Raw genomic sequence first — 24,410 nt, 5'->3', positions numbered from 1 at the left:
CGATCGACTCAAACGCCCGTTTCAGCCGTCCCGAACACGCGCGCCCACAGCGCCGTCACGGCTGCGCGCTCGTCGGCGACCACGGCCGGATCGACCCGCGCCTTCTCCATCCCGTCGAGCCGCAGCTTGTGCTGCAGCTTCCGGTACTTCCGGTAGGCCGCGCCGACGCGCTCGGCCTCGTCCTCGCCCATCAGTCCGAAGCGCGCGACCTCGCGCAGCAGCGCGATGTTGCCCGTGTTGCGGATCAGCTCGGCGTCGCTCGACGCGTGCAGCAGCACCCAGTACTGGACGATGAATTCGATGTCGACCATCCCGCCGCGATCGTGCTTCAGGTCGAACAGCTCGGTCTGGTTCGGATGGCCGGCAAACACCTTGCCGCGCATGTCGACGATCTCCTTCGCGAGCACGCCGCCGTCGCGCGGCGTCGTCAGCACCTGCTGGCGGATCGCCTCGAAGTCCGCGCCGATCTGCGCGTCGCCCGCGCTGTAGCGGGCACGCGTCAGCGCCTGGTGCTCCCACACCCACGCGGTGTTCGCGGCATCGCCCTCGCGCAGCTGGTAGCGGCGGAACGCATCGAGATCGGTGACGAGCAGCCCGGCCTCGCCGTTCGGCCGCAGCCGCAGGTCGATGTCGAACAGCGCGCCGGCCCCAGTTGCCGTGGTGAGCCACGTGATGAGCCGCCGCGTGAAGGTCGTGTAGACGTCCGCCGAGCGCTCGTCCGCGTCGTCATACAGGAAGATCAGGTCGAGATCGGATGCGTAGCCGAGCTCCTTGCCGCCCAGCTTGCCGTACGCGATCACCGCGAACTTCGGCACGTCGCGATGACGCTTCGCGAGCTGGGACCAGACGACTTCGATCGTCACGTCGAGCACCGCATCGGCCAGCTCGGACAGCCGGTCGCTCACGTGCTCGACCGACAGCTGCCCGGCCAGGTCGATCAGCAGGATCCGGAACACCTCCGCGTGCTGCGCGTGCCGCAGCAGGTCCATCTGCTGCTCGGGGCCGTCGGCCGCCGCGAGACGCGCGCGCAGCGCGTCCTTGAACGCAGGCCAGTCGAACGGGCTCGCGATCGCCTCGTCGTCGAGCAGTTCGTCGAGCAACTGCGGGTGGCGGATCAGATAACCGCCGCCCCAGCGCGTCGCGCCGAGCACCGACAGCACGCGGTCGAGCGCGGCCGGATACTCGGTCAGCAGCGCGAGATAGACGCCGCGCCGGCTGACCGTCTCGAGCAGGTCGAACAGGCGCACGATCGTGTCGTCGCGGCGTGCGGCGTCGATGTTCGGCGCGGCGTCGAGCGCCCGCTGCGCGACGCGGTCGAAGCGCTGCCGGCTCTTTTCCGGCAGGCCCGCATAGCGCGTCGATTGCCAGATCGCACGCAGCCGCGCGAGCACGGCGGCCGGATCGGCGAAGCCGAGGCCGTCGAGGCGCGCGACCAGCGCATCGTCCTCGCCGTCGTCGCCCAGCGCGCCGCTCCAGATCCATGCGGCGGCCGTGTCGTCACCCGCCGCGCAAGGGCCGCCGCCCTTCACCTTGTCCGCGAAGATCTGGTCGAACTGCGCCTCAACGAAGTTCCGGTGCTCATCCAGCACCGTCATCAGCGCCGCATAGTCGGCAAAGCCGAGCGACGCGGCCAGCGCCGCGCGTTCATCCGGCTCGACCGGCATCGCGTGCGTCTGCGCGTCGTTGCGGTACTGCAGCCGGTGCTCGAGCGTGCGCAGGAAGTTGTAGGCATCGGCGAGGCGCGCGCGCACGTCCTCGCCGATCAGCCCGCGCGCCTGCGCATGGCGCAGCACCGCGAGCGTCGGCCGCACGCGGAATTCCGCATCCTGGCCGCCCCGGATCAGCTGGAATACCTGCGCGCTGAACTCGATCTCGCGGATCCCGCCGCGCCCGAGCTTGATGTCGTCGGACTTGTCGGGCCGCATCGACGCACGGCGCGCGGCTTCCTGCCGGATCTGCTGGTGCAGCGAGCGGATCGCGCCGATCACGCCGAAATCGAGATAGCGGCGATACACGAACGGCTTGACGATCGACTCGAGCTGCGACTCCAGCCGTCGCGCCGCGTCGCTGTCGCCTTCCGACACGAGCCGCCCCTTGATCCATGCATAGCGCTCCCACTCGCGCCCCTGCACGTAGAAATATTCCTCGAGCATGCCGAGGCTGCAGACGAGCGGCCCCGAATCGCCGTTCGGACGCAGCCGCATGTCGACGCGAAACACGTAGCCGTCGGCCGTGACCTCGGACAGCACGCCGATCAGGCGCCGGCCGAGCCGCGTGAAGTATTCCTGCGTGGACAGCGGCGAACGCGCGCCGCCGGTCGTCTCGCCGTCGTCCTCGTACACGAAGATCAGGTCGATGTCCGACGACACGTTCAGCTCGCGGCCGCCCAGCTTGCCCATCCCGACCACGCCGAGCACGACCCGCTGGCCGTCGGCGCCGCGCGGCTCGCCGTACAGCGCCTCGAGTTCAACCGACAGCAGCGCGAGCGAGCGCTGCACGGCCACTTCGGCGAGATCGGTCATCGCGCCCGTGACCTCGGCGACGTCCGCCAGCCCGCGCAGGTCGCGTTCCGCGACCGCGCCGAACGCCTCGGCACGCAACTGCCGCAGCGCGCGCTTCAGTTGCTCCTCGGTCGGCGCGGCCGTGCCGGCCGGCGTCGCCAGCAGCTCGGTGAGGCGCGCGTCGAGCTGCGCGCGGCCGAGCGGCGCGGCTGCCCACGCGGCGACCTGTTCGGCCAGCGCGGGCCGCGCGGCAGCCGCGCGAGCAAGGTATCGGGAATAGGACGTGCTGATCAGGGCGGAAGCGTCGGTCATCGAGAAGCGGGCCTGGCGGAAAGGCCGGCCGGCAGCGGGCCGGCGCGTGCGCGCCCCGCTACCGGCCGGCCCCATGGATTCGGCGCGGCATCGCGGGGCGCGTGTGCGCCCGCCGCGAAACCGCGCGCCGGAAAGCCCGTGCCGCGCTGCCGCAACGGCCGCCGGCACGAACCCGTGTGATACATTTCAACGTCAGTCTGCAAAACTACCATATCGCCGCCCGTCCGCCGCATGTCCGACCGTCAGGAATCCGCCGTAGCTGCGCCCGAAGCGGGACCTCCGAAGCACGATCATCCGGTCCTGCGCCGCGTGTTCCGGGTGACGCTGGCAGTCGGGCTCGGCACCTACTTCGTCGCGTCCGGCGCGTTCCTCGGGCTGCGCTACGTGCTGCTGCCCCGCATCGACGAATTCCGCCCGCGCATCGAGCGCGCGGTGTCCGACAAGCTCCATGCGCAGCTTTCGATCGGCAAGCTTTCCCCGAACTGGTCCGGCATGCAGCCGGGCGTCGAACTCACGAACCTGACGATCCGCGGCCACGACGGCAAGGTCGCGCTGGCGGTGCCGCACGCAACGGCCGCGCTGTCGTGGATGTCGCTGCTGCGGCTGTCGCCCGCGCTGTCGAGCCTGATCGTCGACCAGCCCGACCTCGTCGTCGCGCGGGCGGCCGACGGCTCGCTGAGCGTCGCGGGCGTCGGCGTGGCAACCACCCACGGCGGCAACGACACGTTCGGCACGTGGCTGCTGAAGCAGGAAGCGATCGTGTTGCGCGGCGGCACGCTGCGCTGGCGCGACGCGCAGCACGACGCGCCGGAGCTCGTGCTGTCGGGCATCCGGCTCGCGGTGCTCAACGACGGCCGCGTGCACAAGGCCGCGCTGCAGGCGCCCGCGAACGGCACGCTGCTGCTCGGCCCGCTCGATTTCCGCGCGCGCTTCAGGCACAAGCCGCTCGCCCCGGTCGGCAAGCCGTCGAACTGGTCGGGCGACGCGTACCTGTCGACGGGCCCGGTCGACCTGCAGACGCTCGGGCGCTACCTCGACATGCCGCTCACGATCCACGCGGGCCGGATCGACAACGCGATCTGGGCCACCTTCAGCGACGGCCACCTGCATTCGGCGGGCGGCGACCTGCAGGGCGCGGACGTCGCGCTGCGCGTGCGCCCGACGCAGCCACGGCTCGACGTGCCGACGGTCGGCTTCGGCTGGGACATGCAGCTCGATGCCGGCCACGACTACACGCTGCACCTGACGCGCTTCAACGCGGAACTCGGCCAGCCGCCGCTGCCGGACGGCACACCGCTCGCCCGCTCGCTCGCGCTGTCGACGCTGACGGCCCGCTACCGTGTGCCGACCGCCAGCCAGGGGCAGCTGTTGAGCGTCGTCGGCGACCGCGTCGATCTCGGCATTCTCAGCGAGTTCATTCGCGGGCTGCCGCTGCCGGCGCGCCTGCGCAACGAGCTGATCAAGATCGACCCGCGCGGGATGGTGTCGAACTATCACATCGAGGTCGAACGCGCGAAGCCTGCGCGGGCCGACCTCGCCGACGAGGAGCGGCGCATGGGCGCCGCGCCGATCGTCCGCTATCGTTTCCTCGGCGATCTGCAAGGCATCAGCTTCGCCGCGCAGGAGCCGCCGCCCGGGCTGTCGCCGCGTGGCCACCCGCGGGCCGGCTGGCCGGGCGTCGAGAACCTGTGGGGCCGCGTCGATGCGAACGAAACGGGCGGCAGCGCGCATTTCGATACGGTCAACGCGGCGGTCACGGTACCCGGCGAATTCGACGAGCCGCGCCTGACGTTCGACCGGTTGCGCGGCAACGCAAAGTGGGCGATCACGCCCGCGGCCGGCGAAAAGCATGCGCGCGTCGAAGTGACCCTGCCCGACCTGCTCGTCTCGAACCCCGATGCCGAAATCGCGGTATCCGGCTCGTACACGAACCCCGGCCACGGCCGCGGCTCGCTCGACCTGCGTGCCGATTTCGCGCGTGCGTCGGTGGCACGCATTCCGCGCTACCTGCCGACCGGGATGTCCGAACACCTGCGCGACTATCTCGGCCACGCGCTGCAGGCCGGCCAGGTGACCAAGGGTGCGTCGATCGTCGCTCGCGGCCCGCTCGAGAAATTCCCGTTCGAACACGAGCCGGACGCCGGCGTGTTCCACATCGTCGCGCCGTTCACCGGCGGCCGCTTCGAACCGACGCCGTACCCGCCGCGCAAGCTCGCAAACGGCACGCCGAGCGTCTGGCCGGCACTCGACGGGATCGACGGCGTGTTCGAGCTCGCGCAGAACAAGCTGCGCTTCGACATCGATCGTGCGCACTACAAGCGCGTCGCGCTGACGAAGGTCACGGGCCGCATCGACGATCTCGGCAATCCGTCGCACTCGCCGCTGGTCATCGACGGTCATGCGCAGGGCCCGCTCGCCGACCTGATCGACTACGCGGACAACAGCTCGCTCGGCACGATGAGCGGGCATATCGGCCAGCGGATCGATGCGCAGGGGCCCGCGTCGCTCGCGCTCAAGATCATGATTCCGCAGCACGTCCCGCATCCGCACACGCACGTCGAAGGCGCGCTCGCATTCGGCGGCAACACACTGACGACCAGCGGCGTGCCGCCGCTGTCCGCGCTGCGCGGCAGTGTCCGGTTCACCGAGGCCGGCGCATCGCTGCACGACCTGTCGGGGCGCTTCCTCGGCGGCCCGGTGCGCGCGAGCGGCAACTTCCAGTCGCACGGCCCGTATACGGTGGACGTCGACGGCCGGCTCGCGCTCGACGCCGCGCGCGGCCTGAACCTGCATGGCCCGGCAGCCGCACTGCTCGAGCACGTGGTCGGCGACGCGCCGTACAAGGTCGCCGTGCGCGGCGCGCCGGGCCGCCTGCCCGACATCAGCGCGCATTCCGACCTGACCGGCGTGGCACTGAATTTCCCCGCGCCGTTCGCAAAACCGGCCGGCACGCCGATGCCGTTCAGCTTCACGCTGCAGCCGGCGCCGCAGGCGGACGGCAAGCGCCTCGAGCACGCCGACCTGACGCTCGGCCCCGTGTCCGCAACCTACCTGCTCGACGCGACGCGCGGCCAGCCGCTGCGCGCGGTGCGCGGCGCGATGGGCATCCACCGGATGCCCGACATGCCGCAGGACGGCGTGAGCGCGGCCGTCGACGTCAACGAACTGGACGCCGATGCGTGGCTCGCGCTGGCCCATACGCTGAAGCCCGACACGCCGCACGCGCAGGAGCCGCAAGCCGCGCCGCGCGTCGATTTCGCGAGCTTCGCGCCGAAGCGTTTCGCGCTCCATTTCGGCACGCTGAAGCTGCTCAAGCGCAACTGGGAAAACGTGATCGTCGGCGCGTCGCACGTCGACGAGCTCTGGCAGGCGAACATCGCGTCGAACCAGGTGTCGGGCTACCTGTCATGGGCGCCGGGCGGCGGCCACAACGGCGCGGGCGTGCTGAACGCGCGGCTCGCGAAGCTCGTGGTGCCCGACAGCGCGCAGCACGATCTCGTCGGCCGCGCGATGAACCTGCCGACGCCGACCGACCGCCCGATGCCGTCGATCGACCTGATCGTCGACCAGGTCGTCGCGCGCAACCATGACATCGGCCGACTCGTCGTCAACGCGCGCAACATCGACGAAGCCGGCACGCCGGTCTGGCAGCTCGACAAGCTGGAGCTGTCGAACCCGGCCGCGAAGCTGACGGCGACCGGCAACTGGCGCACCTCGCGCCGCGCACTTGCCCGCGGTGCCGATGAAAACGACGCACCGCGCCGCACCGTGTTCGACTTCAAGCTCGACATCGACAACGCGGGCGCGCTGCTCGACCGCGTCGGCCTGCCGCGCACGCTCGCGAACGGTCACGGCACGGTCACCGGCAAGGTCGGCTGGCGCGGCGGCCCGACCGCGGTCGACTTGCCGTCGCTCGGCGGCCAGATCGCGCTCGACCTCGAACACGGCCAGATCCTGAAGGTCGATCCGGGCGCGGCGAAGCTCCTCGGCGTGCTGAGCCTGCAGAGCCTCGCGCGTTTCCTGACGCTGAATTTCCGCGACGTGATCGGCAAGGGGCTGCCGTTCGACAAGATCACGGGCACCGGCCGGATCTCGAACGGGATCGCCCGCACCGACGACTTCTCGATGATGACCGGGCCCGCGAACGTCACCGTGCGCGGCGCGGTGGATCTCGGCACCGAGACGCAGGACCTGCACGCGCACGTCGCGCCGAAAATCAGCGCGGGCGCGGCCGCGATCGGGGCGGCCATCATCAACCCGCTGCTCGGCGTCGGCGTGCTGGCCGCGAACTACGCGCTGTCGGAGACGCTGTCGCGCGCGTTCGCGCTCGACTACACGATCACCGGCTCGTGGGCGCACCCGCACATCGAGCGGGTGCGGGGCGATCAGGGTAAGATGAATCACGGTCCGGCCGATGCGGCGAGCCATTGAGCCGCGCGTCGGGCCGCGCACGGTGCCGGGCCGCACCCCATTTATGACGCAACCGATCCAGCGATGACCGACCACACCCGTTCCGCCACGCCCTTCCAGGTCGCCGCGCTGCAGATGGTGAGCACGCCGGATGTCGCGCGCAATCTCGCCGAGGCGCGCCGCCTGATCGCGGAAGCCGCCGGCGAAGGCGCGCAGCTCGTGCTGCTGCCCGAGTACTTCTGCTTCATGGGTCACCGCGACACCGACAAGCTCGCGCTCGCCGAACCTTACCGGGACGGCCCGATCCAGCATTTCCTCGCGGACGCCGCGCGTCGCCACGGCATCTGGGTGATCGGCGGCACGCTGCCGCTGAAGGCCCCGGAGCCCGATCGCGTGCTCAACACGACGCTCGTGTTCGATCCATCCGGCAACGAAGCCGCGCGCTACGACAAGATCCACCTGTTCAACTTCGAGAAAGGCGACGAGTCGTTCGACGAGGCGCGTACGATCCGCGCGGGCGATACGGTCGTCACGTTCGACGCGCCGTTCGGGCGGGTCGGCCTGTCCGTCTGTTACGATCTCCGCTTTCCGGAGCTGTATCGCAGGATGGGCGACTGCGCACTGATCGTCGTACCGTCGGCATTTACGTATACGACCGGCCGCGCGCACTGGGAAACGCTGCTGCGCGCGCGGGCCGTCGAGAACCAGTGCTACGTGCTCGCGGCCGCGCAGGGCGGCAAGCACGAGAACGGCCGGCGCACCTGGGGCCACAGCATGCTGATCGACCCGTGGGGCGAAATCGTCGCGGTTCGCGACGTGGGCGCAAGCGTCGTGCTCGGCGCGCTCGATCCGCAGCGCATCGCCGACGTGCGCCAGAGCCTGCCCGCGTGGCGGCACCGCGTGCTGACCTGAATCGGCCGCACCGCTTGAAACACCGCGCGGCCAACCCATCTGCCCAGAAGCACCCGACAACTTTTTGAGAAACCCCGATATCCGCATGAACATCATCGAACCCGGCATCCGCAACCTCGCGCTGGCGAAGGACATCCTGCTCACGCCGTACGGCCTCGACGAAAGCCTGCTCACGCGCACGATCGCCGACATCTTCACGCATCGCGTCGACTATGCGGACCTGTACTTCCAGGCGACCCGCAGCGAAGCGTGGAGCCTCGAGGAAGGCATCGTCAAATCGGGCAGCTTCAGCATCGACCAGGGCGTCGGCGTGCGCGCGGTCGCCGGCGACCGCACCGCGTTCGCGTACTCGGACGACCTGTCCCCGGAAGCGATCGCGCAGGCGGCCGCGGCCACCAAGGCGATCGCGGCGGCCGGCGGCGGCCGCCAGAAGATCAAGGCGGCCACGTCGCTGAAGGGCATCTCGGGCCGCGACCTGTACCTGCCGTCCGATCCGCTCGCGTCGCTCGACGCGACGGCCAAGGTCAAGCTGCTCGAGCGCATCGAGCAGATGGCGCGCGGCCGCGACCCGCGCGTCACGCAGGTGATGGCCGGCCTCGCCGGCGAATACGACGTCGTGCTGGTCGCACGCAGCGACGGCGCACTCGCGGCCGACATCCGCCCGCTCGTGCGCGTGTCGGTCACGGTGATCGCCGAGCAGAACGGCCGCCGCGAGATCGGCTCCGGCGGCGGCGGCGGCCGCTTCGACTACGGCTACTTCACCGACGAAGTCCTGTCGCGCTACGTCGACGACGCCGTGCATGCGGCGCTCGTGAACCTCGACGCACGCCCCGCGCCGGCCGGCGCGATGACGGTCGTGCTCGGGCCGGGCTGGCCGGGCGTGCTGCTGCACGAAGCGATCGGCCACGGCCTCGAGGGCGACTTCAACCGCAAGGGTTCGTCCGCGTTCGCCGGCCGGATCGGCGAGCAGGTCGCCGCGAAGGGCGTGACGGTGGTCGACGACGGCACGCTGCCGAACCGCCGCGGCTCGCTGAACATCGACGACGAAGGCAACCCGACGCAGTGCACGACGCTGATCGAGGACGGCATCCTGAAGGGCTACATCCAGGACACGCTGAACGCGCGCCTGATGAAGATGCCGGTCACGGGCAACGCGCGGCGCGAATCTTACGCGGCGCTGCCGATGCCGCGCATGACCAACACGTACATGCTGAACGGCGACAAGGATCCGCAGGAAATCATCGCGTCGGTGAAGAACGGCCTGTACGCGGTGAACTTCGGCGGCGGCCAGGTCGACATCACGAACGGCAAGTTCGTGTTCTCGGCGTCCGAGGCGTACATGATCGAGAACGGCAAGATCACCTACCCGGTGAAGGGCGCGACGCTGATCGGCAGCGGCCCCGAATCGCTGAAGTACGTGAGCATGATCGGCAACGACATGTCGCTCGACACGGGTGTCGGCGTGTGCGGCAAGGAAGGCCAGAGCGTGCCGGTCGGCGTCGGCCAGCCGACCCTGCGGATCGACAAGATGACGGTCGGCGGTACGGCATAACCGCATCATGGCGCAGACATTCCGCGCATTTTGAAGAAAACGCGCGGAATATCCGCATTTTCGACGCTCCCCGGTTGCCAGCCGCCCGGCGACGGGGTATAAATTCCGAATCAACTTTTTTGACGAACCGAATCTCCGTCATGTCCGCCAAGTTTTACTTTTACTTTTTTTGGCATCTCAGACCGCTGGCGGATCGAGAGGGTTGATGGCGCGTAAAGCGCAACCGAAATTCCCGAAAAAACCGCCGGCGAACCCGGCGGTTTTTTTTTGCCCTTCGCTTCCCGGTCGCCGCCGCAGCGGTTCCGCGACCCCGACCGAAATCACTGAATCGCTTGAATTGATGAATCTGCCGCACGCCCACTGATCGAACGGCGCCCGGAACCAAGGAGAAACAGCATGCCCCCGCACAATACCGACGACGTCCGCATTCGCGAACTCAAGGAACTGACGCCGCCCGCCCACCTGATCCGCGAATTCGCGTGCTCCGAAGCCGCGTCCGAGCTGATCTACAACTCGCGCCAGTCGATGCACCGCATCCTGCACGGGATGGACGACCGGCTGATCGTGGTGATCGGGCCGTGCTCGATCCATGACACGAAGGCGGCGATCGAGTACGCGGGGCGGCTCGTGAAGGAGCGCGAGCGCTTCAAGGGCGAGCTGGAAATCGTGATGCGCGTGTACTTCGAGAAGCCGCGCACGACGGTCGGCTGGAAGGGGCTCATCAACGATCCGCACCTCGACAACAGCTTCAAGATCAACGAAGGGCTGCGCACCGCGCGCGAGCTGCTGCTCCAGATCAACGAGATGGGCCTGCCGGCCGCGACCGAATACCTCGACATGATCAGCCCGCAGTACATCGCCGACCTGATCTCGTGGGGCGCGATCGGCGCGCGCACGACCGAATCGCAAGTGCACCGCGAGCTCGCGTCGGGGCTGTCGTGCCCGGTCGGCTTCAAGAACGGCACCGACGGCAACGTGAAGATCGCGGTCGACGCGATCAAGGCCGCATCGCAGCCGCACCATTTCCTGTCGGTGACGAAGGGCGGCCATTCGGCGATCGTGTCGACGGCCGGCAACGAGGATTGCCACGTGATCCTGCGCGGCGGCAAGACGCCGAACTACGACGCGGAAAGCGTGAACGCCGCGTGCGCGGACATCGGCAAGGCCGGCCTCGCCGCACGCCTGATGATCGACGCGAGCCACGCGAACAGCTCGAAGAAACATGAGAACCAGATCCCCGTCTGTGCCGACATCGGCCGCCAGATCGCGGCCGGTGACGCCCGCATCGTCGGTGTGATGATCGAGTCGCATCTCGTCGAGGGGCGCCAGGACCTGAAGGAAGGCTGTGAACTGACCTACGGCCAGAGCATCACCGACGCCTGCATCGCATGGGACGACAGCGTGAAGGTGCTCGAAGGCCTCGCGGAATCGGTGAAGGCACGCCGCGTCACGCGCGGCAGCGGGAACTGACGGACGCAAACCGGCCGGTCGCATGGCACCGCCCCGTGGCGGGTTGGCCATGCGGTTAGCTGGCGGTCGTCGCGTCGCCCTGCTAGACTAGCTAACGTTATCTAGCTAACCAAGGGGGCGCCCATGCCGACCGTCAACATGCACGATGCCAAGTCGCGGCTCTCAAGCCTCGTCGAAGCGCTTGAATCGGGGCGCGAATCGGAAGTCGTCATCGCCCGCAACGGTCATCCGGTCGCCCGGATTGTTCCTTATGCCCCACCGAAGCGGATCGGCGCAGCCCGTCAGTTGCTTGCCGGGTTGAACATCCCGACAACCGTCGAGGCATTCAATGCCGGCGATGAATCGATCGCCGCCGACTTCGATGCCAGCTCGGAACAGCGACTCGCCCCGTGAAGCTGCTGCTCGACACGCACATCGCGCTATGGGCAGCCGAAGGCGCACCTCAACTTTCCGCGACTGCGGCCGCGTTGATCGAACATCCCGAAAACACGCTGTACGTCAGCGCCGCGTCCATCTGGGAGATTGCGATCAAATACCGCAAAGGCAATCTGCCGGTCCATCCGCGCGATGCACGTTCGGCATTCCGACTCGCAGGTTTTGCGGAGTTGCCAATCAGCAGCGATCACGTCGAAGGCGTCGCCGCACTGCCGGATTTTCCGGATCACGCCGATCCGTTCGACCGCGTGATGATCGCTCAGGCACTCCATGAAGGCATGCCGCTCATCAGCGCCGATGCCAAAATATGGCGCTATCACGCGACGCTGATGCTGCGAGCATGACGCTCATCCCGCTACAAAATCAAAGCCCGGCCCGCACCGGGCTTTTTCATGCACCGCAGGTCTTGCGCGCAAGCATCACTCGAGCGCGCCCGAACCGAAGATCTCGGTATTGATGCGTTCCGGCGCGACGCCGAGCGCGACCAGCGCATCGCGTTGTGCCTTCATGAATGCGATCGGGCCGCAGACGTAGTAGTCGGCGTGCGGCACCAGCGCGTAGTGCCGCACGCGCTCCGGCGTGAGGCGCCCTTCCAGGTCGTGGTCGACGCCGACGCGATCGTTCGGGCCGACCAGCTCGTACAGCACCGTGCGCTTGACGTTCGCATGCTCGCGCACCGTGTCGTTCAGCCAGTCGCGGAACGCGTGCACCGCGCCCGAGCGGCATGCATGGACGAACCGCACGTCACGCTTGCTGCCTTCGTCGACCAGCGTCGACGCCATCGACACCATCGGCGTCAGGCCGACGCCGCCGGAAATCAGCACCACCGGCGTCTCGACGCCACGCTTCAGCGAGAATTCGCCCATCGGCGCGGTGACCTCGACGATCGCGCCCTCTTCCACGCCGTCGTGCATCAGCGTCGACACCTTGCCGGCCGGAACGACTTCCGGCTTGCCGGCTTCGCGCTTCACCGAGATGCGCAGCCACTTGCCGTGCGGCGCGTCGGACAGGCTGTACTGGCGCGGCTGGTCGACGCCGAGATCGCCGACGAAACGCTTCACCGTGACGTACTGGCCGGGCTCGAACGTCGGCGCCGCGCCGCCGTCGGCGGGCGTCAGGTAGAACGACGTGATCTCGTCGCTTTCGAGCACCTTGCGCTCGACCTTGAACGGGCGGAACCCGCTCCAGGCGGCGCCCGCGTACAGGTCGGCCTCGGCGCCGATCAGGATCTGCGCGAGCTGGCCGTAAGCCACGCGCCACGCCTCGAGCGTGTCGGCATCGACCGCGTCGCCCAGCACCTCGACGATCGATGCGAGCAGGTTCTCGCCGACGATCGGGTAATGCTCGGGGCGGATGTTCAGGCTCGCGTGCTTGTGCGCGATGTGCGACACCGCCCCGCCCAGCGCACCGAGATTGTCGATGTTCGCCGCATACGCGTAGACGGCCTTCGCAAGCGTTTCCGGCTGGCTGCCCGTCTTCTGGTGCGTCTGGTTGAACAGGTTCTTCAGTTCCGGATGGCGCGCGAACATGCGCTGGTAGAAGTGCTTCGTGATCGTCGCGCCGTGCACGGCGAGGACAGGGGCAGTGGCCTTCACGCGAGCCATCTGGTCAGCGGTGATGTGGGTCATGTTCGTTCTCCGTTAAACATGCACACACAATACCTTTTTAAAAATTCGATGCCTCTCGGGCATATTGTCGCAGCGCGGCAAGGGTAAGGGGGCGAATCGTCAGCGGTCAGCGGACCCGGCCGCGTTCCCACAGCACGTCCGATCCGCCGTCGGCACGGTTCAGCACGCGCGCCAGCACGAACAGCAGGTCCGACAGCCGGTTCACGTAGCGCCGCGGCGCATCGTTGAGCGTTTCGGTACGCCCGAGCGCGACGATCGAACGCTCCGCGCGACGGCATACGGTTCGACACACGTGCGCGAGCGACGCCGCGCGCGAGCCGGCCGGCAGGATGAATTCCTTCAGCGGCGGCAGCGTCGCGTTGTAGTCGGCGAGCCAGCGATCGAGCCGCGCGAGATGCGTGTCGTCGAGCACCGTATGGCCGGGAATGCACAATTCGCCGCCGAGATCGAACAGGTCATGCTGGATCGTCACGAGCGCCGTGCGGATATCGTCCGGCAGCGTTTCGGCGAGCAGCACGCCGAGGTTCGAGTTCAGCTCGTCGACGTCGCCGATCGCGGCGATCCGCGTATCGTCCTTGCCGATACGCCGGCCATCGCCGAGGCCGGTGGTGCCGTCGTCGCCGGTGCGCGTGGCGATCTTGCTCAAGCGGTTGCCCATGCGGATGTCCTCTCGTGCGCGGCCGCGACGCGGCCCGGTTGCGTTCGAACGCGATTATCGCAGCCCGCGACGGCAGGCGCAGCAGGCGTTACAGCGTAGAATGGGCCGAAACCCAGCAGCACGGGAGCCGGAGCGACGCCAACGCGTTCATCCGGATCGACAAGGAGACGTTCGTGAATCACCCTGCCCCGCCGGCCGCCACGCGCCGCCCCCTTCCACCCGCCATGCTCGATGCGCTGCGCGCCGCCTTCGGCGAGCGCGTGTCGACCGCCGACGCCGTCCGCACCCACCACGGCCGCGACGAATCGCCGTTCGATCCGCAACTGCCCGACGCCGTCGTGTTCGCGCACAGCGCGGACGACGTGCGCGAAGTCGTGTCGCTGTGCTCGCTGTACAGCGTCCCGCTGATCCCGTACGGCGCCGGTTCGTCACTCGAAGGCCACCTGCTCGCGGTGCGCGGCGGCATCTCGCTCGACCTGTCGGAAATGAACCGCGTGCTGTCGATCAACGCCGAAGACCTGACCGTGACGGTCGAGCCGGGCATCACACGCAAGGCGCTTAACGAGGCGCTGCGCGACACCGGTCTGTTCTTCCCGATCGACCCGGGCGCCGACGCCAGCATCGGCGGGATGACCGCCACGCGTGCGTCGGGCACCAACGCCGTGCGCTACGGCACGATGCGCGAGAACGTGCTCGGCCTGACCGCGGTGCTCGCCGACGGCCGTGTGGTGAAGACCGGCTCGCGCGCCCGCAAGTCGTCGGCCGGCTACGACCTCACGCGCCTGTTCGTCGGCTCCGAAGGCACGCTCGGCGTGATCACCGAGATCACGCTGCGCCTGCATCCGCTGCCCGAAGCCGTATCGGCCGCGATCTGCACGTTCCCGTCGATGGGCGACGCGGTGCGCACCGTGATCGAGACGATCCAGATCGGCGTGCCGATCGCGCGTGTCGAATTCGTCGATGCGCTCGCCGTGCGCTCGATCAACCGCCATTCGAACCTGACGCTCACCGAAGCGCCGACGCTGTTCTTCGAATTCCACGGCACCGAGGCCGGCGTGAAGGAACAGGCGGAGCTCGTGCAGGCACTCGCGGGCCAGAACAACGGCCAGGGTTTCGAATGGGCAACCCGCCCCGAAGACCGCACGCGCCTCTGGGCCGCACGCCACAACGCGTATTTCGCGATGCTGCAATTGAAACCCGGCTGCCGCGCGGTGACGACCGACGTCTGCGTGCCGATCTCGCAGCTCGCCGCGTGCGTCGAGGAAACCGAAGTCGACCTGCGCGCCTCGTCGCTGCCCTGCCCGATCGTCGGCCACGTCGGCGACGGCAATTTCCACGTCGCGATCCTGATCGACCCCGACAAGCCCGAGGAAATCGCGGAAGCCGAGCACATCAACGACCGGATCGTCGAGCGCGCGCTGCGCCTCGGCGGCACCTGCACGGGCGAGCACGGCGTCGGGCTGCACAAGATGCGCTTCCTGCCGAAGGAGCACGGCGACAACGCGATCGACACGATGCGTGCGATCAAGCTTGCGCTCGATCCGCGCAACCTGATGAATCCGGGCAAGATTTTCACGTGCTGACACGGCGGCGCGACGCCGCGCCACCCGCTGCAGGAGACCCAATGAACGCTCCCGTCGAACTGTCGAGCGCGGCACGCGCGCAGCGCCAGCGCGAAGTCGTGCAGGCGCTGATGGCCGTGCTGCCGACGCACTGCCTGCTGTACCGCGACGAAGACACGGCGCCGTACGAATGCGACGGCCTGTCCGCGTACCGCCGCCTGCCGCTCGCGGTCGCGCTGCCCGAAACGGAATCGCAGGTGCAGCGGATCGTGCAGATCTGCCGCCGCATGGAGGTGCCGATCGTGCCGCGCGGCGCGGGCACGAGCCTGTCGGGCGGCGCGTTGCCGATCGCGCTCGGCGTCGTGCTGTCGCTTGCGCGCTTCACGCGCATCGTCGAAGTCGATCCGTACGCGCGCACGGCGACCGTGCAGCCCGGCGTGCGCAACCTCGCGATCTCGGAGGCCGCCGCGCCGTACGGCCTGTACTACGCGCCCGATCCGTCGTCGCAGATCGCGTGCACGATCGGCGGCAACGTCGCGGAAAATTCCGGCGGCGTCCATTGCCTGAAATACGGGCTGACCGTGCACAACGTGATGCGCGTGCGCGCGGTGACGATCGACGGCGAGATCGTCGAATTCGGTTCGCTTGCGCTCGACATGCCGGGCCTCGACCTGCTCGCCGTGATGATCGGCAGCGAAGGGATGTTCGCGATCGTCACCGAGGTCACGGTGAAGCTGATCCCGAAGCCGCAGACGGCCCAGCTCGTGATGGCGAGCTTCGACGACGTCGTGAAGGGCGGCGAGGCCGTCGCGGCGATCATCGCGTCGGGGATCATCCCGGCCGGGCTCGAAATGATGGACAAGCCGGCCACGCAGGCCGTCGAGGCGTTCACGCATGCGGGCTACGATCTCGACGCGAAGGCGATCCTGCTGTGCGAATCGGACGGCACGCCGGAAGAAGTCGCGGAAGAAATCGTGCGGATGACGGCCGTGCTGCGCGAGCATGGCGCGACCCGCATCCAGGTATCGCGCAACGAGCACGAGCGGCTGCGCTTCTGGTCGGGCCGCAAGAACGCGTTCCCGGCCGCCGGCCGCATTTCGGCCGACTACTACTGCATGGACGGCACCGTGCCGCGCCGCGCGATCGGCCCGCTGCTCGCGCGCATCGAACAGCTCGAGACGCGCTACGGGCTGCGCTGCATCAACGTGTTCCACGCAGGCGACGGCAACATGCATCCGCTGATCCTCTACAACGCGAACGATCCGGACGAACTGCACCGCGCCGAGCAGTTCGGCGCGGAAATCCTCGAGTGCTGCGTGGAATTCGGCGGCAGCGTGACGGGCGAGCACGGCGTCGGCATCGAGAAGCTCAATTCGATGTGCGTACAGTTCTCGCCGCAGGAGCGCGACGCGTTCTTCGCGGTCAAGCGCGCGTTCGATCCGGCCGGGCTGCTGAACCCGGACAAGGGCATCCCGACCCGCGCGCGCTGCGCCGAATACGGTCGCCAGCACGTGCGCGGCGGGCTGCTGCCGCACCCCGACCTGCCGCGCTTCTGAGCGGCCCGTGCGGGTCGCGGCCGGTGCCCGCGGCCGGGCCGCGGCGTTCGACCGTGCCCGCGCGGCCCGTTCATGCGGCGACGCGGGCAGACGGCCCGCGATACCGGGCTTAGGGATAGTCGCGATGTGGAATCGCGCCACCCCGGTACAATCGACCGAACAACAAGTCGAGGCAGCAACAGAACATGGAAGAGGACGACATCGTCGCCGGATGGGCCGACCGCGTCCGCGCCGCCAGCGCCGACGGCCGGCCGCTGCGGATTCGCGGCGGCGGCACCAAGGACTGGTACGGCCAGGCGCTCGAGGGCGAAATTCTCGACACGCGCGCGTTTCAGGGCGTCGTGTCGTACGACCCGGCCGAACTCGTCGTCACGGTCCGCGCGGGCACGCCGCTCGCGCAGCTTGAAACCGTCCTCGCCGAGTGCGGCCAGATGCTGCCGTTCGAGCCGCCGCACTTCGGCCGCGCGGCCACCGTCGGCGGCTGCGTCGCGGCCGGCCTCGCGGGCCCGCGGCGGGCCACCTGCGGTGCGCCCCGCGATTTCATGCTCGGCGTCACGCTGATGAACGGCCGCGGCGAACTGCTGCGCTTCGGCGGCCAGGTCGTGAAGAACGTCGCCGGCTACGACGTGTCGCGGCTGATGGCCGGCGCGCTCGGCACGCTCGGGCTGATGCTCGACCTGTCGCTCAAGGTGCTGCCGATGCCCGTCGCCGAAGTCACGCTGAAGTTCGAGATGACCGCGACCGACGCGGTGCGCAAGCTCAACGAATGGGGCGGCCATCCGCTGCCCGTCAGCGCGAGCGGGTGGCGCAACGGCACGCTCGTCCTGCGCCTGTCGGGCGCCGAAGCGGCCGTGAAATCCGCGAAGACGCTGCTCGGTGGCGAAGTCGTCGACGCGGTCGAGGCCGAGCGCTTCTGGGCCGGCCTGCGCGAGCATACCGACCCGTTCTTCCACGGCATCCCGCCCGGTTATGCGCTGTGGCGTCTCGCGCTGCCGTCGATCACCGAACCGATGCACCTGCCCGGCACCCAGTTGATGGAATGGGGCGGCGCGCAGCGCTGGTGGATCACCGATGCCGATGCGCAGACCGTGCGGATGAGCGCCAAGCAGGCCGGCGGCCACGCGACGCTGTTCCGCGCGGGCGACGCGTACGACCGCAGCGCGGGTGTGTTCACGCCGCTCCCCGCCCCGATGATGAAAATCCACCGCGGGTTGAAAGCCGCGTTCGATCCCGCGCGCATCTTCAACCGCGGCCGGCTCTACCCGGATCTTTAGGGTCTGTTTACCTATGGAACGTACATGCGAATGCCCGAAATCGCTCGCAGGGCAAGAAGTGAGGAGCGCCGTTTGGCCGAGCCAAACAAGGGACGAGCGACGCCGCCATGCGGGCGATTTCGGGCATTCCCGTGACATGGATTTTTTAAATTGGGGTTGCCACGAGAACGGCCGCTCGCCGCGTTGCGCTCCTTGCGAATACGTCAGTATTCGCGGCGTCACGCGCCTCGCGAGCGGCCGTTCTCGTGGCAACGCATGCGCGCTCCATAGGTAAACAGACCCTAAATGCAGACGAACCTCGCCGATTTCATCCGCAATACGCCCGACGGCGACGAAGCCGACGCGATATTGCGCAAGTGCGTGCATTGCGGGTTCTGCACCGCGACCTGCCCGACCTACCAGCTGCTCGGCGACGAACTCGACGGCCCGCGCGGCCGCATCTACCTGATCAAGCAGATGGTCGAAGGCGCGCCCGTCACGCGCAGCACGCAGCAGCACCTCGACCGCTGCCTCACGTGCCGCAGTTGCGAGACGACCTGCCCGTCCGGCGTCCAGTACGGCCGGCTCGTCGAGATCGGCCGCAAGCACGTCGAGGCACAGGTTCAGCGCCCCGTGCAGCAGCGTCTCGTGCGCCGCGTGCTCGCGAGCCTCGTGCCGAACGCCGCGCTGTTCTCGCCGGTGATGCGGCTCGGCCAGCACGTCCGTCCGCTGCTGCCGAAGCGGCTGCGCGACAAGGTGCCGCCGCGCACGCGGCTGCTCGAATGGCCGCACCTGACGCATACGCGCAAGATGCTGATGCTCGGCGGCTGCGTGCAGCCGTCGATGCTGCCGAACATCAATATCGCGACCGCGCGCGTGCTCGACGCGCTCGGCATCGAGACCGTCGTCGCGCCCGATGCCGGCTGCTGCGGCGCGATCCGCCTGCACCTGAACTATCACGACGAAGCGCTCGACGACGCGCGCCGCAACATCGACGCGTGGTGGCCCCATGTCGAACAGGGTGTCGAGGCGATCGTGATGAACGCGTCGGGCTGCGGCGCGACGGTGCTCGAATACGCGCACCTGCTGCGCGACGACCCGGCCTACGCGGAGAAGGCGCAGCGCATCGTGTCGCTGACGCGCGACATCTCCGACGTGCTGCTCGCGTTCGAGGCCGAGCTCGCGACACTCGCGCGCCGCCGCGCGGTCCATACGGTCGCGTACCACCCGCCGTGCACGCTGCAGCACGGCCAGCAGTCGCGCGGCAAGGTCGAACGCCTGCTCGAGACTCTCGGCATCGACGTGCGGCTGCCGGCCGACAGCCATCTGTGTTGCGGCTCGGCCGGCACCTATTCGCTGACGCAGCCGTCGCTGTCGTACCGGTTGCGCAAGCAGAAGCTGCTGAAGCTGCAGGCGCTCGAGCCGCAGATGATCGTCTCCGGCAACGTCGGCTGCATCGCCCACCTGCAGAGCGGCACGCAGATTCCGGTGGCCCACTGGATCCAGCTCGTCGAGCACCTGCTGTATGGCTAGGGCCTGTTCATACGAATGACGGGCGGGCCCTGGGCCTCGCGCCCGGCGTCCGTATAATGGGCGGATCGATGCGCCGCGTGCCGCGGCGCATCCGCTACATGCCTGCTTCCGTGCCTGCTTTCGTGCCCGCCATGTCCGATCTCGCCGCCCGCCTCGAATCCGTTCATCGCCGCATCGCCGACGCCGCCCGCGCGGCCGGCCGCGATCCCGCCACCGTATCGCTGCTCGCCGTCTCGAAGACGTTTCCCGCCGCCGACGTGCGCGCCGCGCATGCGGCCGGGCAGCGCGCATTCGGCGAAAACTACGTGCAGGAATCGATCGACAAGATCGACGCGCTCGCCGACCTGCGCGCGAGCCTCGAATGGCATTTCATCGGGCCGCTGCAATCGAACAAGACGCGCCCGGTTGCCGAACGCTTCGACTGGGTCCATTCGGTCGACCGGCTGAAGATCGCGCAGCGCCTGTCGGAACAGCGCCCCGCGCACCTGCCGCCGCTCAACGTGTGCGTGCAGGTGAACATCAGCGGCGAGGCGTCGAAGAGCGGCGTCGCACCGGCCGACGTGGCCGAGGTCGCGCGCGCGGTCGCCGCGCTGCCGTCGCTGCGGCTGCGCGGCCTGATGGCGATTCCCGAACCGGCCGGCGACACCGACGCGCAACGCGTGCCGCATCGCGCGCTGCGCACGCTGTTCGACGCATTGCGCGCCGACGGCCTGCCGCTCGACACGCTGTCGATGGGCATGTCCGCCGATCTCGACGCGGCCGTGCTCGAAGGCGCGACGATCGTGCGCGTCGGCACCGCGATCTTCGGCGCGCGCGATTATTCGCACTGAACGCCGCGCCCTTTCCGCCCTCCCGTTCACTCACTCGCTCAATCGAACATCATGAAAATCGCATTCATCGGCGGCGGCAACATGGCCGCGGCCCTGATCGGCGGCCTGATCAAGCGCGGCGTCGCCGCTGACGGCCTGTATGCCATCGACGTCAACGAAGAAGTGCGCGCACGCGCCGCGCAGCAATTCGGCATCCGCACCGGCGCGGCCGTCGACGCAACGCTCGCCGACTACGACGCGATCGTGCTCGCGGTGAAGCCGCAGGTGCTGAAGGACGTCGCGCAGACGCTCGCGCCGCACCTGAAGACACAGCTCGTGATCAGCATCGCGGCCGGCATCCGCGGCAGCGATCTCGCGCGCTGGCTCGGCGACTACGCACGCGTCGTGCGCACGATGCCGAACACGCCCGCACTCGTCGGCATGGGCGTGACGGGCCTCGCCGCACTGCCGGGCGTCGATGCGGCGGGCCGCGAACTCGCGTCGAACGTGCTCGGCGCGGTCGGCGAGACCGTGTGGTTCGACGACGAGTCGAAGCTCGATGCCGTCACGGCCATTTCGGGCAGCGGCCCCGCGTACGTGTTCTATTTCATCGAAGCGCTGCAGGAAGCCGCGCGCCAGCTCGGCATGAACGACGAACAGGGCCGCGCGCTCGCGGTCGCGACGTTCACGGGCGCCGCGCAACTCGCCGCGCAATCGGGCGAGCCGGCGAGCGTGCTGCGCGAGCGCGTGACGTCGAAGGGCGGCACGACGGCCGCCGCGCTCGCATCGTTCGACGCGCAGGGCGTGAAGGACGCGATCGTGCGCGGCGCGCTCGCGGCCGAAGCGCGTGCGAAGGAAATGGGCGACGAACTCGGTCGCGCGTAAGCGCGGCGCCCGCTCCGGGCCTCCCCCCGGGCACCGCCAACAAAAAAGCGGCCTCGGCCGCTTTTTTGTTGGCATCGCGCATCGCGTCGCGCGCCGGCGCGCGACCGCTTCAGTTGGCCGCCGGACCCGCCAGCAGGTAATGCGCGGCGATCCCCGCGAACAGCACGCCGCCGAGCCAGTTGTTGTGCCGGAACGCGGCGAAGCACGGCATCCGCTCGCGGCCCTTGATCAGCGTGTAGTGATACAGCGCGCAGCCGACCGCCGCCGCCCAGCCGGCCCAGTACGCGAGGCCGAAGCCGAGCGTCACGCCGATCCACACGTAGATGCCGAGCGTCGCCGCATAACACGCCATCACGGCCGCGACGTCGAAGCGGCCGAACGTCAGCGCCGACGTGCGGATCCCGATCTTGATGTCGTCGTCGCGATCGACCATCGCGTATTCGGTGTCGTACGCGACCGACCAGAAAATGTTCGCGACCAGCATCACCCACGCGATCGTCGGCACCGTGTCCTGCACGGCCGCGAACGCCATCGGAATGCCGAAGCCGAACGCGATGCCGAGATACGCCTGCGGAATCGCGAAGAAACGCTTCATGAACGGATACGAACCCGCGACGAACAGCGCGACGACGGACAGCTCCTTCGTCAGCGTGTTGAGCGGCAGGATCAGCAGGAACGAGATGAATGCGAGCCCGACGGCGATCGCAACGGCTTCCCACGCACGGATCTTGCCCGACGTCAGCGGCCGGTCGGCCGTGCGCTTCACGTGGCGGTCGAAATCGCGGTCGGCGTAGTCGTTCATCGCGCAGCCGGCCGAGCGCATCAGCAACGTGCCGAGCGAGAAGATCACGAGCAGCGGCCAGCGCGGATGGCCATCGGACGCGATCCACAGCGCGTTGAGCGTCGGCCACAGCAGCAGCAGGCTGCCGATCGGCTTGTCCATCCGGACGAGCCGCAGATACAGGGGAAAGCGGGCAAGCATGGCGAGGCACCGGGAAGATAACCCCGGCATTTTAGAGCCGAGCGGTGCTTCGCGTCATGTCGGGGCGGCCCGCGGCGGCAGCCGCCCGGCGCGCACGGGCCACCCGGGCCCGCTGCGCATGGCCGGGCCCCGCTTTGCGCCAATCAAGGGACGGATTCGATCGCTCCGGATCGGGCGAGTCAGCGCGCCGTCCCCAGCCGCATCGCACTTACGCGAGCAACGAGCGCAGCATCCACGCGGTTTTTCATGCGTCAGCAGGTCGGTGGTGGGCTCGCCGCGTCGGCAATCGGAAAGATCGCGCGCGCAGGTTCGCACGACGGCCTCGTGCCCTTCGACGGGCTCGCGGATCATGTCTTCCGCCGCCCGCACGCCCTTCGCTTCCGGCACCGACGACAGTTTCGCGAAATCGCCGAAGGTAAGCGTTCCTGTCCTTCCCGATTCGACGCTACGCGCCGAACCGGATCGCGCCGTTCTCGATGGCAGCCTGGCTGCCGTATTGCCAGGTGATGTTACGGTGTTCATGTCCGATCGGCAGACCCGAGTAGATCGGCAGGCCGAAGCCGCCCAGCACGTCGACAAGCATCTGCTCGAGCGTGAAATCCGCGCCGTCCGGGATCGGGCAGCGCGTGAATTGCCCGAGCACGAACGCACGGGCTCCGTCGAACGCGCCGCTCAGACGCAGTTGCGTCAGGCTGCGGTCGAGACGGTAGCCGAACTCCGTCACGTCCTCCAGCAGTACGATCGCGTCGCGTGAGCGAAGCGACCAGCGCGTACCCGCGACGCTCGCGAGCACCGTCACGTTGCCGCCGCACAGACGTCCCCGCACGGCACCAGCGGCGCCGGCCAAATGCCGCAGACTCAGCGCGTCGCGTTCGCCGCCGGTCAGCACAGCGCGAATGTCGGCGCGCGTCGCGTCGTCGACCTTGGTCGCCAGGCTGTGAAATGTCGGGCCATGCAGCAAACGCACGCCGGGCCGATCCGCGAGGGCGCAGAACAGTGACGTCGCGTCGGAAAAGCCGATGATCGTCTTCGGCGTTGCGATCTCGTCGGGCAAGTGCTCGAGCAAATGCGCGCAACCGAATCCCCCGCGCGCGAGCCACACGATATCGATCGACGGATCCATCAGGGTGCGCCGCAGGTCGTCCGCGCGCTCCTCGGCGGTACCGGCGAAATAGCGGTACCGGCTGCCGAGATGCGCGCCCGCCCTGACCTCGAAGCCCCAGCTTTCGACGAGCGCAATGCCACGCGCGATGCCTTCCGGATCGGGCACACCCGCAGGCGCGACCACGCCCACTGCCTTGCGTCGTGATTCCATTGAATGGCTACCTGGATGATGGAGAACCTGCCGAATATATCCGACACCGCTTGCTGACGGCTCGGCCTTGTCACGCAGCGTCGTGCGCGCGGGGATGACGATCGCCTGCGTCCGCGAAACCGCCGTGTTGCCGGCGCCGCCTGAGAATCGCCATCGCGGCAAAATCGCCGACCGATCGATGCGGATCCCGTTCGATCGACGAACCAGGCAGCACGTCGAGCGGATGCACCTCGGAGCCGCCGGCGTTGCGGGCCCTTCCCGGCGTCAACGCGTCGGCCGGTACCGCGGCGATCGCATCGCTGTCGAATCCGCGAAAACGACGACAGCGCACGCTTCATCGCAAGCGCCTCGACCGGACCGTTTCCGACGCTCACTTTTCCAAAGCATGATGGGCACGTTTGGATTGACGGAGCCAGTCAGCCATATCGAACGCAGCGAATCGTACCCATCCCCATCGGACGTACGCGCAAGCATTCAGGCAGCAGGTGATCAGGGAGACATTGGCGCCCGGCATGTCGGTGTCGATTGTTGCGCGCCGGCACGACATCAACGCCAATGTGGTGTCCGGATGGCGCAAGCAATATCGTCAGGGCACCCTCAACCGGGTAGATCCGGATGGATCGCGGGTCTTCGTGGA

At 68.6% G+C, this 24,410-nt stretch carries 17 protein-coding genes and 2 pseudogenes; 13 read left to right on the top strand and 6 right to left on the bottom strand.

Features of this window, described 5'->3' with window-relative positions:
- Positions 1 to 8: 8 nt before the first annotated feature.
- Positions 9 to 2,813 (bottom strand): bifunctional [glutamate--ammonia ligase]-adenylyl-L-tyrosine phosphorylase/[glutamate--ammonia-ligase] adenylyltransferase, encoded by a 2,805-nt coding sequence (glnE, locus tag AB3K92_RS25820; protein WP_059649546.1) that lies wholly within the window; start codon positions 2,811 to 2,813, stop codon positions 9 to 11.
- Between the two features lie 231 nt (positions 2,814 to 3,044).
- On the opposite strand from glnE, the gene AB3K92_RS25815 reads away from it, so the two are divergent.
- From AB3K92_RS25815 to AB3K92_RS25790, 6 genes are all read left to right on the top strand, one after another.
- Positions 3,045 to 7,244, top strand: coding sequence for a YhdP family protein (locus AB3K92_RS25815; protein ID WP_369466075.1), 4,200 nt, complete (start codon positions 3,045 to 3,047; stop codon positions 7,242 to 7,244).
- Between the two features lie 63 nt (positions 7,245 to 7,307).
- Positions 7,308 to 8,135: a carbon-nitrogen hydrolase family protein gene (locus AB3K92_RS25810; RefSeq protein ID WP_048022322.1), complete on the top strand. Its 828-nt coding sequence runs from the start codon at positions 7,308 to 7,310 to the stop codon at positions 8,133 to 8,135.
- Between the two features lie 85 nt (positions 8,136 to 8,220).
- Complete coding sequence (gene tldD, locus AB3K92_RS25805) at positions 8,221 to 9,687, top strand: metalloprotease TldD (protein WP_021163847.1); 1,467 nt, start codon at positions 8,221 to 8,223, stop codon at positions 9,685 to 9,687.
- Between the two features lie 396 nt (positions 9,688 to 10,083).
- Positions 10,084 to 11,157, top strand: a complete 1,074-nt coding sequence (gene aroG / locus AB3K92_RS25800) for a 3-deoxy-7-phosphoheptulonate synthase AroG (RefSeq protein WP_027788323.1) — start codon at positions 10,084 to 10,086, stop codon at positions 11,155 to 11,157.
- Between the two features lie 123 nt (positions 11,158 to 11,280).
- Positions 11,281 to 11,550: a type II toxin-antitoxin system Phd/YefM family antitoxin gene (locus AB3K92_RS25795; RefSeq protein WP_059497209.1), complete on the top strand. Its 270-nt coding sequence runs from the start codon at positions 11,281 to 11,283 to the stop codon at positions 11,548 to 11,550.
- Positions 11,547 to 11,936, top strand: a complete 390-nt coding sequence (locus AB3K92_RS25790) for a type II toxin-antitoxin system VapC family toxin (RefSeq protein WP_048022315.1) — start codon at positions 11,547 to 11,549, stop codon at positions 11,934 to 11,936. Before AB3K92_RS25795 ends, AB3K92_RS25790 begins: the two co-directional genes overlap by 4 nt.
- A 75-nt stretch (positions 11,937 to 12,011) precedes the next feature.
- Here AB3K92_RS25790 and hmpA read toward each other — a convergent pair whose 3' ends face one another.
- Both hmpA and AB3K92_RS25780 read right to left on the bottom strand, forming a co-directional pair.
- Positions 12,012 to 13,220, bottom strand: a complete 1,209-nt coding sequence (gene hmpA, locus AB3K92_RS25785) for an NO-inducible flavohemoprotein (RefSeq protein WP_369466074.1) — start codon at positions 13,218 to 13,220, stop codon at positions 12,012 to 12,014.
- A gap of 106 nt (positions 13,221 to 13,326) precedes the next feature.
- Positions 13,327 to 13,878: a cob(I)yrinic acid a,c-diamide adenosyltransferase gene (locus tag AB3K92_RS25780; protein ID WP_027788325.1), complete on the bottom strand. Its 552-nt coding sequence runs from the start codon at positions 13,876 to 13,878 to the stop codon at positions 13,327 to 13,329.
- Between the two features lie 173 nt (positions 13,879 to 14,051).
- Between AB3K92_RS25780 and AB3K92_RS25775 the strand changes: the two genes are divergently transcribed.
- The 6 genes from AB3K92_RS25775 to proC all read left to right on the top strand — a co-directional run bounded on the left by AB3K92_RS25775 (position 14,052) and on the right by proC (position 21,476).
- Positions 14,052 to 15,461 (top strand): FAD-binding oxidoreductase, encoded by a 1,410-nt coding sequence (locus tag AB3K92_RS25775; RefSeq protein ID WP_176131696.1) that lies wholly within the window; start codon positions 14,052 to 14,054, stop codon positions 15,459 to 15,461.
- A 41-nt stretch (positions 15,462 to 15,502) separates the two neighbouring features.
- Positions 15,503 to 16,996, top strand: a complete 1,494-nt coding sequence (locus AB3K92_RS25770) for an FAD-linked oxidase C-terminal domain-containing protein (protein ID WP_021163857.1) — start codon at positions 15,503 to 15,505, stop codon at positions 16,994 to 16,996.
- A gap of 185 nt (positions 16,997 to 17,181) precedes the next feature.
- Positions 17,182 to 18,270 (top strand): glycolate oxidase subunit GlcE, encoded by a 1,089-nt coding sequence (glcE, locus tag AB3K92_RS25765; RefSeq protein ID WP_021163858.1) that lies wholly within the window; start codon positions 17,182 to 17,184, stop codon positions 18,268 to 18,270.
- 285 nt (positions 18,271 to 18,555) lie between these two features.
- Positions 18,556 to 19,782 (top strand): glycolate oxidase subunit GlcF, encoded by a 1,227-nt coding sequence (gene glcF / locus AB3K92_RS25760; protein WP_021163859.1) that lies wholly within the window; start codon positions 18,556 to 18,558, stop codon positions 19,780 to 19,782.
- Between the two features lie 131 nt (positions 19,783 to 19,913).
- Positions 19,914 to 20,612: a YggS family pyridoxal phosphate-dependent enzyme gene (locus tag AB3K92_RS25755; protein WP_027788328.1), complete on the top strand. Its 699-nt coding sequence runs from the start codon at positions 19,914 to 19,916 to the stop codon at positions 20,610 to 20,612.
- Between the two features lie 51 nt (positions 20,613 to 20,663).
- On the top strand, positions 20,664 to 21,476 hold the full coding sequence (gene proC / locus AB3K92_RS25750; RefSeq protein ID WP_059620928.1) for a pyrroline-5-carboxylate reductase: 813 nt from the start codon (positions 20,664 to 20,666) through the stop codon (positions 21,474 to 21,476).
- Positions 21,477 to 21,585: 109 nt separating this feature from the next.
- Here the strand turns inward: proC and ubiA are convergent, their stop codons facing one another.
- The 3 genes and pseudogenes from ubiA to AB3K92_RS25735 form a co-directional block, all read right to left on the bottom strand.
- The gene (gene ubiA, locus AB3K92_RS25745) at positions 21,586 to 22,458 is read right to left on the bottom strand and encodes a 4-hydroxybenzoate octaprenyltransferase (RefSeq protein ID WP_048022305.1); all 873 of its coding nucleotides are present in this window, start codon (positions 22,456 to 22,458) and stop codon (positions 21,586 to 21,588) included.
- A 208-nt stretch (positions 22,459 to 22,666) separates the two neighbouring features.
- Positions 22,667 to 22,875, bottom strand: a pseudogene (locus AB3K92_RS25740) (DNA starvation/stationary phase protection protein); the annotation flags it as partial.
- 28 nt (positions 22,876 to 22,903) lie between these two features.
- Complete coding sequence (locus AB3K92_RS25735; RefSeq protein ID WP_059649539.1) at positions 22,904 to 23,773, bottom strand: LD-carboxypeptidase; 870 nt, start codon at positions 23,771 to 23,773, stop codon at positions 22,904 to 22,906.
- 422 nt (positions 23,774 to 24,195) lie between these two features.
- Here AB3K92_RS25735 and AB3K92_RS25730 point away from each other — a divergent pair.
- Positions 24,196 to 24,372: pseudogene (locus tag AB3K92_RS25730) on the top strand (transposase); the annotation flags it as partial.
- Positions 24,373 to 24,410: the final 38 nt, after the last annotated feature.

Origin of the sequence: Burkholderia sp. Bmkn7 (assembly GCF_041103175.1) — a bacterium.
In the GTDB taxonomy this organism is placed as follows: Bacteria; Pseudomonadota; Gammaproteobacteria; order Burkholderiales; family Burkholderiaceae; genus Burkholderia; species Burkholderia cepacia.
The sequence above is the reverse complement of the archived record's forward strand: the minus strand, read 5'-3'. Positions and strand labels throughout refer to the sequence as shown.